Consider the following 13,858-nt stretch of genomic DNA (forward strand, 5'->3'; position numbering starts at 1 on the left):
GGGACGTTTCGTCCCGGCCTTTCTGTTTCTGGCATCGTTTGAATTCAGAACTTGACGGCTGCTGCCGCCCGCGCGGTGTTGACCGTCGTCGTTGTGCCCTCGACATCGGCGAAGCGAATGAGCTGATATTCGCCGCGCAGGATGAGATTGTCGGACAGGGCCCATTCCACGCCGCCGCCTATGGCGAGGCCGAAGCCGTAGACGTTCTTTTTGGTGGCGCCGACGGGCGGATCGCCGGGCGAACGCCCGACCGAGTAACCGGACTCCGGCAGCCCGGTTACAGGATTCGTTCTGGTCAGATAGTTGGTCGTGGCGATCGTCGAGCTCGTGTTGAAGCGTCCCACCGCTCCGCCGATCGTGGCGAACGGCATGATGCTGCCGTAGCTCCAGCCCATGCGCAGGCGGGCCGTGACGTAGTCGTCGAGCTTGGCACTTTGGTTCGTATTCAACGAGAAATCGTTGATGGTGCCGTCCGAGGTAATGAAGCGGCGGGCAATGGAGTCGTTGATTTGATAGCTTTGTCCGGAGCGGGTGTAGTCGGCCTCCAGGCCCAGTACCACATCGCCGAACGCCCAGTTGTAGCCCAGGAAGCCGAAATAGGTCGCGCCGCTATCGCTCTTCTCGGGCAGGTTGTTGACCAGCGAGCCCATGTTGACCTGTTGGCCAAGCAGCGTGTTGCGGAATGCGAAGTTGGCAAGGTCCTGCAGCCCCGTCCCGGGCTTGAACTTGGTGTCGGAGACGCCGGCGCCGCCGCCGAAGTAGAAGCCGGACCAGTTGATGCCACGGTCGATCGTCGGCTGTTCCTGAGCCTCGATGACCTGCGAGCCGCGCAGGTAATCCGCCGCGTAGGCAGGGGCGGCGAGTAGAACTGCCGCGAGGGCAGTGGCCGCGAGCGCGGGCCCGATGGAACGGATACGCATCCTGATCTCCCAGAGCAGCTGTCCGGCTCCACCCGTTTCGCCCTGCTCGGAGACAATTCATGCCTTGGTAACCCTAATACGCGGTTAACGGTGCGGCATGGCCCGGAAAGACGCGATTGTCGCCTGCCTGCAAACGCGCCATAAGCCGCATCATGACCTCGCCCCTGGTTCGCTTCGCGCCGTCGCCCACCGGCTATCTCCACATCGGCAACGCCCGGCCGGCGCTGTTCAACTGGCTTTTCGCCCGCCGGCACGGCGGCCGCTTCCTGCTGCGCTACGACGATACCGATCTCGTCCGGTCGAAGCCGGAATATGCGCAGGCCATTGCCGAGGATCTCGGCTGGCTCGGCATCGTGCCCGATCTCGTGATCAAGCAGTCGGAGAGGCTTGCGGTCTATGACGCCGCGGCTGAGCGCCTGCGCCAGGCGGGGCGGCTCTACGCCTGCTACGAGACCGCCGACGAGCTCGACAGGCGCCGCAAGCGCCAGCTCGCACGCGGCCTGCCGCCGATTTACGACCGGGCCGCGCTGAAGCTCACCACCGAGCAGAAGGCGGCCTTCGAGGCGGAGGGGCGCAAGCCGCACTGGCGCTTCCTGCTGGAGCCGCGCGAGGTCACCTGGGACGATCTCGTGCGCGGCGCCTCCCACGTCGACTGCGCCTCGCTCTCCGACCCGGTTCTGGTGCGCGAGGACAGCAGCTATCTCTACACCCTGCCGTCGGTGGTCGACGATATCGAGACCGGCGTGACGCATGTCATCCGCGGCGAGGACCATGTTACCAACACCGCGGTGCAGGCGCAGATCTTCGAAGCGCTGGGCGCGAGCCTGCCGGCCTTTGGCCATCACAACCTGCTGACCACCGCGAGCGGCGAGGGGCTTTCCAAGCGCCTCGGCCATCTCTCGCTGCGCGGCCTACGGGACAGCGGCGTCGAGGCGCTCGCGGTCGCGGCACTGGCGACAATGGTCGGCACCTCCGATGCGGTGCGCCCGGTGTCGAGCCTCGATGAATTGGCCGGTCTCGTCGAGCTCGCCCATGTCTCGCGGGCACCGGCCAAGTTCGACGAGTACGAGCTGGCGGCGCTGAGCGCACGCACGCTCCATCATTTCTCATTCGAGGCCGTTGCGGAGCGGCTCGCGGCGCTCGGCGTCGGCGGCGGTGAGCCTTTCTGGCTGGCGGTGCGCGGCAACCTCGCGAAGCTGGATGAGGCGACCTTGTGGTGGCAGGTCGTTCAGGGCGCGGTCACGCCCGTGATCGCGGATCAGTCCTTCGCGGCTACGGCTGCCGGCCTGCTGCCGCAGGAGCCCTTCGACGCCACGACCTGGAAGAGCTGGACGCAGGCCGTTTCGGCCGCGACCGGCGCCAAGGGCAAGGCGCTGTTCATGCCGCTGCGGCAGGCGCTGACGGGTCTTGATCACGGCCCGGAACTGGCGGCGCTGCTGCCGCTGATCGGGCGCGAGAAGGCGCTGAAGCGACTGGCCGGCGAGAGCACCTGAAGGTTGTCATTCCGGGGCGAGCGCGTAGCGCTTGAACCCGGAATCCACGACTGGGCGAGCTCTTGATGACGGCGCCTTGCAGCGATTTGCCCAGTCGTGGGTTCCGGGTTCAGGCCAGCCAGCCTGCCCTGGAATGACAGGGCTTCACTCGTGCCGCTCCATCGCCGAGGCGCGCTTGGTGTCGCGCATGGTCGAATAGACCAGGAACGACAGGAAGATGATCCCGGCGAGGTAGTAATAGAACCACTCTTCGTGGCCCTGCTGCTTGAAGAACAGGGCGATGGCGGGCGCCGTGCCGCCGAAGATCGAAACCGTGACCGCATAGGGCACGGCGACCCCCGTGGCGCGGATCGCCGTCGGGAAGAGTTCCGCCTTCACGACGGCATTGATCGAGGTATAGCCGGCGGTGAAGATCCAGGCGCCGCAGATCAGCAGGAAAGCCATCCACGCCGATTTCGTGCCGGCGAGCGTCATCAGGATCGGCACGGTCAGGAGCGTGCCGGCGAGGCCGAAGAACATCAGCATCGGCTTGCGGCCGATCTTGTCGGAGATCAGCCCGTAGATCGGCTGCAGCGCTGCCGCGAAGATCAGTGATCCTGCGATGACATAGGTCGTCACGATGTCGGAGAGGCCGACCGTCTGCCTGACGAAGGTCTGCATATAGGTGGTGAAGGTGTAGAAGGCGGCCGTGCCGCCGGCGGTGAGGCCGACCACGATGGCAACCTCGCGCGGATAGCGCAGCAGGCCCTTGAGCGAGCTTTCGCGCTTCATCGTGCTCTTGGCCGCCTCGAAGGCTTCGGTCTCCTGCATATGCCGCCGCATGAACATCGCGGTGACGGCGAGCAGCGCGCCGATCACGAAGGGGATGCGCCAGCCCCAGGCGACAAGCTGCTCATGCGTCAGGAAGACGTTCTGGAGCAGCAGCAGCACCAGGATCGCGGTGAGCTGGCCGCCGATCAGCGTCACATACTGGAAGCTCGAATAGAAACCGCGATGCTCGGGGTCGGCGATCTCGGAGAGATAGGTCGCGCTCGCCCCGTATTCGCCGCCGAGGCTCAGCCCCTCGATGATACGCGCCAGCGCCAGCAGGGCCGGGGCAGCGAAGCCGATCGTCGCATAGGTCGGCGTGAAGGCGATGAGGAGCGAGCCGAAGCACATCATCAGGACCGACACCATCAGCGATAGCCGCCGCCCATAGCGGTCCGCGAGATGCCCGAAGAGCCAGCCGCCGACCGGCCGCACGATGAAGCCGGCGGCGAAAAGCGTCGCGGCATTGAGCTGCTGCACGACCGGATCATGCGAAGGAAAGAAATGCGGCGCGAAATAGAGCGCAAAGGCGGTGTAGGCGTAGAAATCGTACCATTCGACGAGATTGCCGACGGAGCCGATGAAGATCGCCTTGAGGCGTCGTTTGGCGTCGTCGAGCTCGATCGGATGGGGATGCTGCGTGGTGGTCGTATCGGACATGGCGGCCTTCTGGAGCTGGGGAGCGTCAGAGGCGAGCGCGCGGCCCGAAGGGCCGTGGAAGGCAGTCTGGCGGCCTCCCGAGGGCGGCTTGATGGCTCCTTATGCGCCGGTTTTAGCCATGCGTCCAGCGGCCGGCGCGCTGTCGTCTTGCCCGCGTTCCTGCGCAAGGCGCATGGAACTTTGCCGGATCAGGGCCGGACGAGTTGCGGACTCAGATTGGGCGCGAGATTGGGCGCGACGATCCGGACGCTGCGGCGTTCTCCGGTGACGCTGCGCGACTCGCTCTTCAGCCCGTCCTTCTTGTCGAGCACCTTCTCGCCGACGATGTCGGGGCCGACACCGGCTGATTCCGTGCCCGAGGTCGGCGAGTTCTCGGATGGCATCGGCTTGTCGTCGGCGACCTCGGGCACGGTCCCGGTGGAGGTGGGAGCCGGCTGCTGTGCCGCGCCCCGCCGCTTGGCCTCCGCCTTCGGGTCGATCTTCGGGCGCGAGAGCTCGGCCGCGCGCTGCTCCGTCAGGATGACGTCACCCTTGCGCTTGTCGAGCAGATACTCGGCATTCTTTAGTGCCGCCGACCAGCTCTCGCCCTGGCCGCGGCAGGTGCAGGCCGCGTCGAAACTGCGCGTGTACTTCAGCGCGTTCGGCAGCGAAGAGTAAGGCTGCCCGGTCGAGCGCGAGGCGGCGTTCTGGACGTCGCCGCCGGCACTCATGCCGTAGGCGAGCGTTTCGACGCCGGGGCAGAGCGCCTGGCACATTTCGTCGGGATTGCCGGTGTTGTTGCTCAGCGGAAAGAAGAAGCCGTCGCAGGTTCGCACGCAGACGGTCTGCGGGCCGCCGAGGCGCGGCTTCGCCGGTTCCATCGGCTGCTCCGGGTCGAGTTCCGGCATGGTCGAATCGATCTCGCCGCCGCGGCGGGGCTCGATCCCGAAGATCGTCTCGAAGAAGCCGCGCGGCTGCGCCCGGCAATTGTTGTTGATCGCAGCGGCGAGCTGGGCGCGCCGCTGCTCGACCCCGCCGCTCTGCGCCTGCCGCTGCAGCGCCGCATATTGCGACTGCAGCTGGCCGAGCTGGGCGCGGATCGCACCGCATTGCGGCGGGCCCGAATCGAAAATGCCGAAAGAACGCTCGCAGCCCATCGCGCGATATTGCCCGTTGAGCTGCGAAAGCTGGGCGCCGACACGTTCGGCGGCCTGGGCAGCGCGCGGGTCGCCGCCGCTGCGGCCTTGCAGGCTTTCGAGTTCCGACCGCCAGGCGTCGCAGGAAGGCGATTGCGCTGCGGCAGGCCCGCTGAGGGCTGCGAGCGCCAGCAGCGCCATGCTGAAACGTCTGGAAAGTCGCAGGATCATCGCAGGTCGGGTCACGCCATCCATGGTCGAAAGCCGGTTTGCCGGCTCCGCCCAACAACACCCGCCAAACACGACGGAACTATGGAGCGGCCTGCGTCGGTGCGCCGCGGACCTGGCTCCCGCTCGAGGCTTCGCATGCCATATTCGGGCCGTTGCAGCAATCGGGGGAAGCACATGCCGCCGCGGTGGTGGAAAACGCGCGCTTTCGCTAGAAGGACTGCCTGAACGGCGCTCCGGCGCCTGTCCGCGCGCTCCGTCAAAGAGGCAAGCTCCGCCATGTCCGATTATCTGCCTCTTCACGAAGCCGTCATTCCGGAACTGCCGAACTACTATCGCGGCAAGGTCCGCGAGAATTACGATTTGCCGGATGGCCGCCGCATCCTGATCTCGACCGACCGGCTCTCGGCCTTCGACCGCGCGATCGCGTCGATTCCACTCAAGGGCCAGGTGCTGACCCAGACGGCGCGCTACTGGTTCGAGCAGACCGCCGATATCTGTCCCAATCACGTGCTCGAATATCCCGATCCCAACGTCGTCGTCGGCACGCGCCTCGAGATCCTGCCGGTCGAGATCGTCGTGCGCGGCTATCTGGCCGGGACGACCGGCACCTCGATCCTGACGCTCTACAAGCAGGGTCAGCGCGATATGTACGGCATCACCCTGCCGGACCGCCTGCGCGACAATCAGGAGCTTCCGGAGGCGATCATCACGCCGACGAGCAAGGCCTTCGACGGCGGCCATGACGAGCCGCTCTCCGAGCACCAGATCGTCGAGGGCGGACTGCTGACGCAGGAGCAATGGGACACCGTCTCGGCTTACGCGCTCGCACTCTTCGCGCGTGGCCGGAAGCTCGCCCGCGAGCGCGGCCTCATCCTCGCCGACACCAAATACGAGTTCGGCACCGACGCCGAGGGGCGCATCCTCCTCGCCGACGAGATCCACACGCCGGATTCGAGCCGCTACTGGTTCGCGGAAAGCTATCCGGCCCGCTTCGCCGCCGGCGAGAAGCCCGAATCCTTCGACAAGGATTTCGTGCGCAACTGGGTSGYCGCMCGCTGCGACCCCTACAAGGAAGCGCTGCCACCGATCCCGCAGGAGCTGATCGACCAGACCTCGGCGGTCTATGTCCGCGCCTTCGAGACGATCACCGGACAGCCCTTCGCCTATCCGCCAGAGGGGGAGGATCCGCTGCCGCGGATCAGGCGCAATCTGGCGCAGTATTTCTAGGGGCGCTGCGGGAATGCACGTCATTCTCGGGCTTGACCCGAGAATCTCAGGCCGGACGAAGCTCGGAGCCTCCGCGTCACGAGATGCTCGGGTCAAGCCCGAGCATGACGGCCGTTACCTTCAGGCCCCGTCCTCGTCGCGATAGCCGCCGGCGAGATGCCGGCCGCGCTCGGTCAGGATCGACAGCACGCGCTCGAACACCTTGAGCTCGTCGGGGGAGATATCCTCGACCCAGCGCGCCTCGAAGCCGAGCGCGAGCGGCACGATCTGGTCGTAGATGCGCTTGCCCGCCGCAGTCAGCGTCACGAAGGATTCACGCCGGTCCTGCCGGTTCTCGGCGCGCGAGACGAGGCCCCGCTTCTCCAGCTCGCTGACGGCGCGCGAGACCTTGGTCTTGTGCATCTGGGCGAGCTCGCCGATGTCGCGTGAGGTCAGCTTGCCGAATTCGCCGAGCTGCGCCACCACCCGCCATTCCGGGATGCCGATGCCGAAATGCTCGCCATAGATGCGGCCGAGCGCGCGGCCGCCCAGCGTGCCGACCACGTTGAGGCGATAAGGCAGGAAGCGCTCCAGATGGAGCGCCTTGGTCTCGGGATCAGTGGGTGGTTTCGTCGTCATGGCGATGCGATCTAGCGATGAAAAGGCGCGCCTCAGCGCGCCTTCAGCCGGTTCATGAAGCTGTCGTACGAAAGCTCTGCCACCTGCCACCAGAGCAGGTTCTCGCCGCGGAAGGCGACCATGGAGTCGTATCCCTTCTTGAAGTCCGGGCTCTTGGCGCTGGTCTCGGCGTAATATTCCTCGGCCGCCTTGAGCGCGGCCTCCATGACTGGCAGCGGGAAGCCGCGCAGCTGCGCGCCCTGCGCCACCAGCCGGCGCAGGCCGCCGGGATTCACGAAGTCGTACTTCGCCAGCATCCAGTTGTTGGCGGCTTCGCAGGCGTTCTGGACGATGGCCTGGTAATGCTTCGGCAGCTTGCTCCAGGCGTCCTTGCCGATGATGAGATGCAGCATCGCGCCGCCCTCCCACCAGCCGGGGTAGTAGTAGTATTTCGCGACGCGGATGAAGCCGAGCTTCTCGTCGTCATAGGGGCCGACGAACTCGGCAGCGTCGATCGTGCCGCGCTCCAGCGCCGGATACACGTCGCCGGGCGCAATCTGCGTCGGCACCACGCCGAGCTTGGCGAGCACCGCCCCGCCCATGCCGCCGATGCGGAACTTCAGGCCCTTGAGGTCGTCGAGGCCGGCGAGTTCCTTGCGGAAGAAGCCGCCCATCTGGCAGCCCGAATTGCCGCAGGGGATGGAATAGGCGTTGAAGCGGTCGAGCACGCCGTTCACGATCTGCTCGCCGCCGCCGAAATACCACCAGCTATGCTGCTGGCGGGCATTGAGGCCGAAGGGGATGCCGGTGCCCAAGCCGAGCGTCGGATCCTTGCCGATATAGAAATAGGTCGGCGAATGCGCGCATTCGACAGTTCCCGAAGACACCGCATCGAGCGCCTGCAGGCCGGGGACGATCTCGCCGGGAGCGAAGACCTGGATGTCGAACTTGCCGTCCGTCGCCTCGGATACGTATTTCGAGAACTGCTGCGCGGTGCCGAAGATGGTGTCGAGCGACTTCGGGAAGCTCGACGTCAACCGCCATTTCACCTCGGGCTGCGACTGGGCGATCGCCGGCATCGCGACGGTCGTCGCGGCGGCGGCGAGTGCCCCCGTTTTCAAAAAGCTGCGACGTTCCATATGGTCTCCTCCCGAAGGCTCGTTGCGTCCTTATTGGCGCGTCCGGGAAGGAATGGAAAGAGATGAAGCTCGCTTCGCTTACGCATGGCCGAGATGGCCGCCTCGTCATCGTCTCGCGGGATCTGACCCGTGCGACCGACGCCTTCCCGGTCGTCGCGACCCTGCAGGCCGCGCTGGACGACTGGAAGCGCCTCGCCCCGCGCCTCGCCGACCTGGCCGAGGGTTTGGAGCACGGCTCGGTGCCGTCCTTCCGCTTCCATGAACATGACTGCGCTGCGCCGTTGCCGCGCGCCTATCAATGGCTCGACGGCTCCGCCTATGTGAACCATGTCGATCTCGTCCGGAAGGCGAGGGGGGCGACCATGCCCGAGAGCTTCTGGACCGATCCGCTGATGTATCAGGGCGGCAGCGACGCGCCGCTCGGTCCGCGCCAGGCGATCCAGGCCCGCAGCGAGGAGGACGGCATCGATTTCGAGGCGGAGATCGCGGTCGTCACCGACGACGTGCCGATGGGCGCGAGCCGGGAGGATGCGCTCGCCCGCATCCGCCTCGTCATGCTCGCAAACGACGTGAGCTTGCGGAATCGGATTCCGAGCGAACTGGCGAAAGGCTTTGGATTCGTTCAGTCAAAGCCGTCTTCGGCCTTCTCGCCGGTCGCCGTCACGCCTGAAGAACTCGGCGCGGCCTGGCGGGATGGAAAGCTCCATCTGCCGCTGCTGACGCAGGTCAACGGCACCCCCTTCGGCAAGCCCGATGCCGGCGCCGACATGACCTTCGACTTCGGCACGCTGGTGGCGCATGCCGCCGCTACGCGCCGGCTTTCGGCCGGCACGATCATCGGCTCCGGCACGGTCTCGAACCGCGATGCCGATGGCGGGCCGGGCCGGCCGGTGGCGGCGGGCGGCCTCGGCTATGCCTGCATCGCCGAGCAGCGCATGGTCGAGACGATCCTTCAGGGCGAACCGAAGACGCCCTTCCTGCGTTTCGGCGACACGGTTCGCATCGAGATGAAGGATGCCGCCGGGTACTCCATCTTCGGCGCGATCGAACAGGAGATCCTGCCACATGTCTGAGCCGCGCGATGTCTGAAAACGCGAGCCGGCGCGGGCCGCTGAGCGCCCATTTCCGCAAGATGGCGCATAACAACGCCTGGGCGAACTGGCGGCTGCTCTCGGCTTGCATGCGGCTGGACGACGACGCCTTCAAGGCAACGCGCACGAGCTTCTTTCCCTCGCTGCGCGAGACGTTGAATCACAATCTGATGGTCGATCTCTACTATATCGATGCGCTCGAGCGTGGCGGGCTCGGCCGGCAGGTCTTCGAACGCTTCCGGCCCTTCGAGGCGCCGGCGCTGTTCCAGGCGCAGAGCGCAGCCGATCGCCGCCTCATCGCCGTCTGCGATGGGCTTTCGGACGCTGCGCTCGATGCGACCGTCGCTACGGACCGCGGCGAGCATGGCGCGGTCGAGGAGCGGATCGACGATCTGCTGGCGCATCTCTTCCAGCACCAGATCCACCATCGCGGCCAGGCCCATGCGATGCTGTCCGGGACCGACATCGCGCCACCCCAGCTCGACGAATATTTCCTGCTCTACGATTCGCAGCAGACGCGCGTCGAGCTGCGCCGCCTCGACCTGCTGCCGCCGGAAGTGCTGCTTTGAGCAGGGAAGGGGTTTGCCGTGCTTGGCGGCGGCCCGCACGCCGGATAACCTGACCCACGAAGCGCCGATGCCTGCCGCGAGAAACGAGCCGCCATGATCGAGACCGTGCCGTTCTATTCGACCATCGTCCCGCTCGCCTTCTTCATCTGGGGGCCAGTGCTGGTGGTGGTGCTGTTCTGGGCGGTCGGCTTCTGGTCGAGCCGGCAGGGCGTGCCGCGCATGCTGGAGAGCGACTGGGACGGCTACAACGTCGCCGATGTCGAGAAGCTGTTCTCGCTCTATGGCGAGACGAGGCGGGCGCGCTATCGCAATCGCGTGCTGCCCGCAGATGTTGCTTGCGCCTTCACCTATGCGATCGTTGGCGCGCTGCTGATCGCCGGCCTCGCCACGCGCGGCCAGCCCTGGTGGGTGGCGGCGCTCTGCGGCGGCGGCTGGTTCCTGGGCGGCCTCTGCGACGTTGCCGAGAATTTCGCCGTGGCGCGCCTGCTCGACCGTTATCCGCAGGTCGATAGCGGCAATGTCGCCTTCGCCAGCACGATGACGCGGATGAAGCTCGTCCTGTTCGCGCTCGGCGTGGTCGGCGCGCTCGTGGCGGCCTATCTCGTCTTCAAGCCTCTGGCGGCCTGAGCTTCGGCCACGCGCCGCGCTTGAGCCACAGCCGCGCCGCCGGAACCGGCGGATCGCCGATGAGGATGCGGGGGTCCGTCGGCGCCGCCGCGAAGCCCAGCCGCCCGGCCAGACGCAGCGAGGCGGCGTTGAGCGGATGGGTCGTGATCCCGATCATGGGGAAGCCGAGCGTGCCGAAGCCGTAGTCGAGGAGGCAGGCCGGCATAGCCCCGCCCCCAATGCCGCACCGCGAAACGGTAGCTGATCTGCACATCCTCCGCCGCGTCGCCGTCGGGAATGAGCCCGACATAGCCGGTGAATTCTCGAGGGTTCGCCTTGGCGAAGACCGACCAGTAGCCCAGCCCGCGCTCGACATGGTTGAAGCTGCGCGCGGCGACGGCCTCCCGCCCCATGGCTGGGTCTCCGACCGCCGCGATATGGCGCATCACCTGCGGGTCGGCGTTCATGCGCATGACGGCCTCGATATCCGCAAGCCGGCGCGGGCGCAGCAGCAGCCTTTCGCTTTCCAGTTCCGGCAGCACGCGGCGATCCTCTTCCCGGCGGTTGCAGCGCAATACTCTGGTGCAGCGGTGCAGGGCTTCCCATATCGTGCCGGGCGCCGATCTGGAACGCGCCGGGAGAATGAGAATGCTGCTTCGCCGTTGGGTCTTGGCCGCGCTGGCCGTCACCCTGTCAGGAGGTTTGTTGTCGCCCGCGACGGCTCAGGAGGACCTGATCTTCCGCAAGTCGACCGTCTGGAAGATGCTGACCCCGAACGACAAGCTCGCCGTCTACGGCGTCGACGATCCCATCGTCGAGGGTGTGGCCTGCCACTATACGGTGCCCGAGAAGGGTGGCGTTTCCGGCATGTTCGGCGTGGCCGAGGAGGTCTCGGAGGTCTCGCTGGCCTGCCGCCAGATCGGGCCGATCAAGTTCAAGGAAAAGGCGGAGCAGGGCGATGTCGTCTTCCGTGAGCGCCGCTCGCTGGTCTGGAAGAAGATGCAGATCGTGCGCGGCTGCGACACCAAGCGCAACGTGCTGGTCTATCTSGTCTAYWCCGACAAGCTGATCGAYGGCTCGCCGCAGAACTCGACCTCGACCGTGCCGATCATGCCCTGGGGGACGTCCGGCGAGCCGCCGAAATGCTCGGAGTGGATTCGCTGATCGGCCTGCGGGTCAGTTGCTGCAGGTGATGCTGAGCGGCTGCTCTGCCACCTGGGCCGGGCTTGGGCGGGCGACCGTGCCGGTGAAATCCTCGCGATCGGCCACGCCGAAGGCGACCGCCTTGCCGAAGCCCTGAGACTCGCACCACGCATTGGCGACGATCTTGCCGCATTCGGCCTTCGTCGAGATGCAGTCGGCGACGCCATAGCCGTCGCTGGCGGGGATCAGGAAGGTTCGCGGCTCGTTTGCGGCGGCGACCGAACGGCTGGACGGCATGATCGAGAGCGAGATGCCGGCGGCGACGATCCCGAGCAGTCCGACGAAAGCCACGGCGCGGCGCATGAAATCTGGTTCCTGATGAAGACGGGCGGAGAACCCGTGAATCGGGAGGATGGTTCCGGGCGGTTAAATTTGCGTGAATTGCGGCCGAAATGTTGCGCCGCAACAAATAGGGCGCCCTCTTGACGCAAGGCCTGTGGACAGGCAATCACTTTCCATCATGACGCGAGCCGCCATCAACAGCCCTTGCATTATTTGCCGCTAGCTTTCGCTGGCCGGCTGCTCACGTCCTCGTCCTGAAAACGAACCGACAAAAGCGCCCCGGCCAGCGGCCAGGTCTTTTCTCGTATTTCGCCGTTTCGTTCGTTCCAGGATTTGCCCCCGATGTCGCCGACCCTGAGGCTCCACAACACGCTGACGCGGACGAAGCAGGACTTCGCGCCGATCGATCCGTCGAATGTCCGCATGTATGTTTGCGGCCCGACGGTCTACGACTACGCCCATATCGGCAATGCCCGCCCGGTCATCGTCTTCGACGTGCTCTACCGGCTGCTGCGCCACATCTATGGGGCGGAGCGTGTCACCTATGCTCGCAACCTCACGGACGTCGACGACAAGATCAACGCCCGCGCTGCCCGCGACTTTCCCGGCCTGCCGCTGAACGAGGCGATCGCGCAGGTCACACGGGCGACGACGGCGCAGTTCCATCATGACGTGGATGCGCTCGGCAATTTGCGCCCGACGGCGGAGCCCCGCGCCACCGACCATATCGAGGAGATGAAGGCGATCATCGAGCGCCTGATCGCGCGTGGCGTCGCCTATGTCGCCGAGGAGCATGTGCTTTTCCATGTTCCGGCAGCGTCGCATCTCGCCAAGGCGCCGAAATACGGCACGCTCGCCCGCCGATCGCTTGACGAGATGCTGGCCGGTGCCCGCGTCGACGTCGCACCGTACAAGCGCGACTCCATGGATTTCGTGCTGTGGAAGCCGAGCCGTGACGGCATCGATCCCGGCTGGCCGTCGCCGGCCGGCATCGCCACGCCCGGCCGGCCCGGCTGGCATATCGAATGCTCGGCCATGTCGATGGCGAAGCTGCTCTCGCCCTTCGGCGGCGGCCTTGCATGCGACGATCCGGCGAAGAACGTCTTCGACATCCATGGCGGCGGCATCGACCTCGTCTTCCCGCACCATGAGAACGAGATCGCCCAATCCTGCTGCGCCTTCGGCGGCGGGGAAGGGCAGCCGCTCATGGCCAATATCTGGATGCATAACGGCTTCCTGCAGGTCGAGGGCGAGAAGATGTCGAAGTCCCTCGGCAACTTCGTCACGATCCATGAGCTGCTGGAGACTGACGCGTTCGGCGGCCGCAAATGGCCGGGCGAAGTGCTGCGTCTCGCGATGCTGAAGACGCATTACCGCCAGCCGATCGACTGGACGGTGAAGGCGCTGGAGGAGGCGGAGCGTAAGTTGCGCCAATGGGTAGCGCAGATCGAGTTCAACGAAATTTCGGAGGATCAGGTCGCTCTGCCGCCGGAATTCGTCGAAGCGCTTGCGGATGATCTGAATTTTGCCGAGGCAATGAAAGCAATCGAGGGGGCGCTCAAGGATGGAACTGGCCAGCGCACTCTTGTCGCGATGCTGGAACTGGTCGGGATCGATATCTGGAAATTCGCTCGCGAAGAGGCAGAGCGAAACAGCGCAGCCCTGCGCGCAGAGGAAGAAGCTGCGGGAGTGGACGTCGAGGTGCTGATCGCCGCCCGCCTCGCCGCCCGCCGCGCGAAGAACTTCGCCGAGTCCGATCGCATCCGCGATGAGCTGACCGCCATGGGCATCGCGCTCAAGGACGGCAAGGACCCCGCCACCGGCGAGCCGACGACCAGCTGGGAGGTGAAGCGATGAGCCCGAAAATCCGCCCCGCCGGCTCGCTCTCCTTCGCCATCAAGATGGTCATGCTGGCGAT

The 13,858-nt window shown here is 66.0% G+C and carries 14 protein-coding genes and 1 pseudogene; 7 read left to right on the top strand and 8 right to left on the bottom strand.

From position 1 onward, the window contains the following. Nucleotides 1-44: 44 nt before the first annotated feature. The gene (locus tag AC1DEZ_RS14880) at nt 45-920 is read right to left on the bottom strand and encodes an outer membrane protein (RefSeq protein WP_441512358.1); all 876 of its coding nucleotides are present in this window, start codon (nt 918-920) and stop codon (nt 45-47) included. A gap of 149 nt (nt 921-1,069) precedes the next feature. Here AC1DEZ_RS14880 and gltX point away from each other — a divergent pair, with 149 nt between their 5' ends. Then, nucleotides 1,070-2,413, top strand: a complete 1,344-nt coding sequence (gene gltX / locus AC1DEZ_RS14885) for a glutamate--tRNA ligase (protein ID WP_441512561.1) — start codon at nt 1,070-1,072, stop codon at nt 2,411-2,413. 144 nt (nt 2,414-2,557) lie between these two features. On the opposite strand, the gene AC1DEZ_RS14890 is transcribed toward gltX, so the two are convergent. Then, entirely contained in the window at nt 2,558-3,880 is a 1,323-nt protein-coding gene (locus AC1DEZ_RS14890) for an MFS transporter (protein WP_441512359.1), read from the bottom strand. A gap of 188 nt (nt 3,881-4,068) precedes the next feature. Then, complete coding sequence (locus AC1DEZ_RS14895) at nt 4,069-5,250, bottom strand: DUF2865 domain-containing protein (RefSeq protein ID WP_476779850.1); 1,182 nt, start codon at nt 5,248-5,250, stop codon at nt 4,069-4,071. Nucleotides 5,251-5,502: 252 nt separating this feature from the next. Here AC1DEZ_RS14895 and AC1DEZ_RS14900 point away from each other — a divergent pair, with 252 nt between their 5' ends. Beyond that, complete coding sequence (locus tag AC1DEZ_RS14900) at nt 5,503-6,453, top strand: phosphoribosylaminoimidazolesuccinocarboxamide synthase (RefSeq protein WP_476779851.1); 951 nt, start codon at nt 5,503-5,505, stop codon at nt 6,451-6,453. Nucleotides 6,454-6,573: 120 nt separating this feature from the next. On the opposite strand, the gene AC1DEZ_RS14905 is transcribed toward AC1DEZ_RS14900, so the two are convergent. Continuing rightward, the gene (locus AC1DEZ_RS14905; protein ID WP_441512362.1) at nt 6,574-7,071 is read right to left on the bottom strand and encodes a MarR family winged helix-turn-helix transcriptional regulator; all 498 of its coding nucleotides are present in this window, start codon (nt 7,069-7,071) and stop codon (nt 6,574-6,576) included. A gap of 32 nt (nt 7,072-7,103) precedes the next feature. After that, nucleotides 7,104-8,189 (bottom strand): TRAP transporter substrate-binding protein, encoded by a 1,086-nt coding sequence (locus AC1DEZ_RS14910; protein ID WP_441512363.1) that lies wholly within the window; start codon nt 8,187-8,189, stop codon nt 7,104-7,106. Between the two features lie 62 nt (nt 8,190-8,251). On the opposite strand from AC1DEZ_RS14910, the gene AC1DEZ_RS14915 reads away from it, so the two are divergent. The 3 genes from AC1DEZ_RS14915 (at nt 8,252) to AC1DEZ_RS14925 (ending at nt 10,476) form a co-directional block, all read left to right on the top strand. Beyond that, nucleotides 8,252-9,262 (top strand): fumarylacetoacetate hydrolase family protein, encoded by a 1,011-nt coding sequence (locus tag AC1DEZ_RS14915; protein WP_441512364.1) that lies wholly within the window; start codon nt 8,252-8,254, stop codon nt 9,260-9,262. 8 nt (nt 9,263-9,270) lie between these two features. Beyond that, nucleotides 9,271-9,849, top strand: coding sequence for a DinB family protein (locus AC1DEZ_RS14920; RefSeq protein ID WP_441512365.1), 579 nt, complete (start codon nt 9,271-9,273; stop codon nt 9,847-9,849). 93 nt (nt 9,850-9,942) lie between these two features. Next, nucleotides 9,943-10,476 carry a hypothetical protein gene (locus tag AC1DEZ_RS14925; RefSeq protein ID WP_441512366.1) on the top strand — a complete coding sequence of 178 codons (534 nt, stop codon included), beginning with the start codon at nt 9,943-9,945 and terminating at the stop codon, nt 10,474-10,476. Here the strand turns inward: AC1DEZ_RS14925 and AC1DEZ_RS14930 are convergent. Both AC1DEZ_RS14930 and AC1DEZ_RS14935 read right to left on the bottom strand, forming a co-directional pair. Then, nucleotides 10,457-10,681, bottom strand: a complete 225-nt coding sequence (locus tag AC1DEZ_RS14930; RefSeq protein WP_476779859.1) for a GNAT family N-acetyltransferase — start codon at nt 10,679-10,681, stop codon at nt 10,457-10,459. The genes AC1DEZ_RS14925 and AC1DEZ_RS14930 overlap by 20 nt on opposite strands. A gap of 55 nt (nt 10,682-10,736) precedes the next feature. Further along, nucleotides 10,737-10,928: pseudogene (locus AC1DEZ_RS14935) on the bottom strand (GNAT family N-acetyltransferase); the annotation flags it as partial. Between the two features lie 169 nt (nt 10,929-11,097). Between AC1DEZ_RS14935 and AC1DEZ_RS14940 the strand changes: the two are divergent. Then, nucleotides 11,098-11,619: a CreA family protein gene (locus AC1DEZ_RS14940; protein ID WP_476779852.1), complete on the top strand. Its 522-nt coding sequence runs from the start codon at nt 11,098-11,100 to the stop codon at nt 11,617-11,619. Between the two features lie 12 nt (nt 11,620-11,631). Here the strand turns inward: AC1DEZ_RS14940 and AC1DEZ_RS14945 are convergent, their stop codons facing one another. Continuing rightward, nucleotides 11,632-11,961: a hypothetical protein gene (locus tag AC1DEZ_RS14945; protein ID WP_441512369.1), complete on the bottom strand. Its 330-nt coding sequence runs from the start codon at nt 11,959-11,961 to the stop codon at nt 11,632-11,634. 312 nt (nt 11,962-12,273) lie between these two features. Between AC1DEZ_RS14945 and cysS the strand changes: the two genes are divergently transcribed. Further along, nucleotides 12,274-13,797: a cysteine--tRNA ligase gene (gene cysS, locus AC1DEZ_RS14950; protein ID WP_441512370.1), complete on the top strand. Its 1,524-nt coding sequence runs from the start codon at nt 12,274-12,276 to the stop codon at nt 13,795-13,797. Nucleotides 13,798-13,858 lie beyond the last annotated feature (61 nt).

This window comes from Allobosea sp. 10L422 (assembly GCF_056395345.1).

Coding starts and splice junctions, on each gene's coding strand:
- AC1DEZ_RS14880 (WP_441512358.1), bottom strand. CDS start 920: ATGCGTATCCGTTCCATCGGGCCCGCGCTCGCGGCCACTGCCCTCGCG.
- AC1DEZ_RS14890 (WP_441512359.1), bottom strand. CDS start 3,880: ATGTCCGATACGACCACCACGCAGCATCCCCATCCGATCGAGCTCGAC.
- AC1DEZ_RS14895 (WP_476779850.1), bottom strand. CDS start 5,250: ATGGATGGCGTGACCCGACCTGCGATGATCCTGCGACTTTCCAGACGT.
- AC1DEZ_RS14905 (WP_441512362.1), bottom strand. CDS start 7,071: ATGACGACGAAACCACCCACTGATCCCGAGACCAAGGCGCTCCATCTG.
- AC1DEZ_RS14910 (WP_441512363.1), bottom strand. CDS start 8,189: ATGGAACGTCGCAGCTTTTTGAAAACGGGGGCACTCGCCGCCGCCGCG.
- AC1DEZ_RS14915 (WP_441512364.1), top strand. CDS start 8,252: ATGAAGCTCGCTTCGCTTACGCATGGCCGAGATGGCCGCCTCGTCATC.
- AC1DEZ_RS14920 (WP_441512365.1), top strand. CDS start 9,271: ATGTCTGAAAACGCGAGCCGGCGCGGGCCGCTGAGCGCCCATTTCCGC.
- AC1DEZ_RS14925 (WP_441512366.1), top strand. CDS start 9,943: ATGATCGAGACCGTGCCGTTCTATTCGACCATCGTCCCGCTCGCCTTC.
- AC1DEZ_RS14930 (WP_476779859.1), bottom strand. CDS start 10,681: ATGCCGGCCTGCCTCCTCGACTACGGCTTCGGCACGCTCGGCTTCCCC.
- AC1DEZ_RS14945 (WP_441512369.1), bottom strand. CDS start 11,961: ATGCGCCGCGCCGTGGCTTTCGTCGGACTGCTCGGGATCGTCGCCGCC.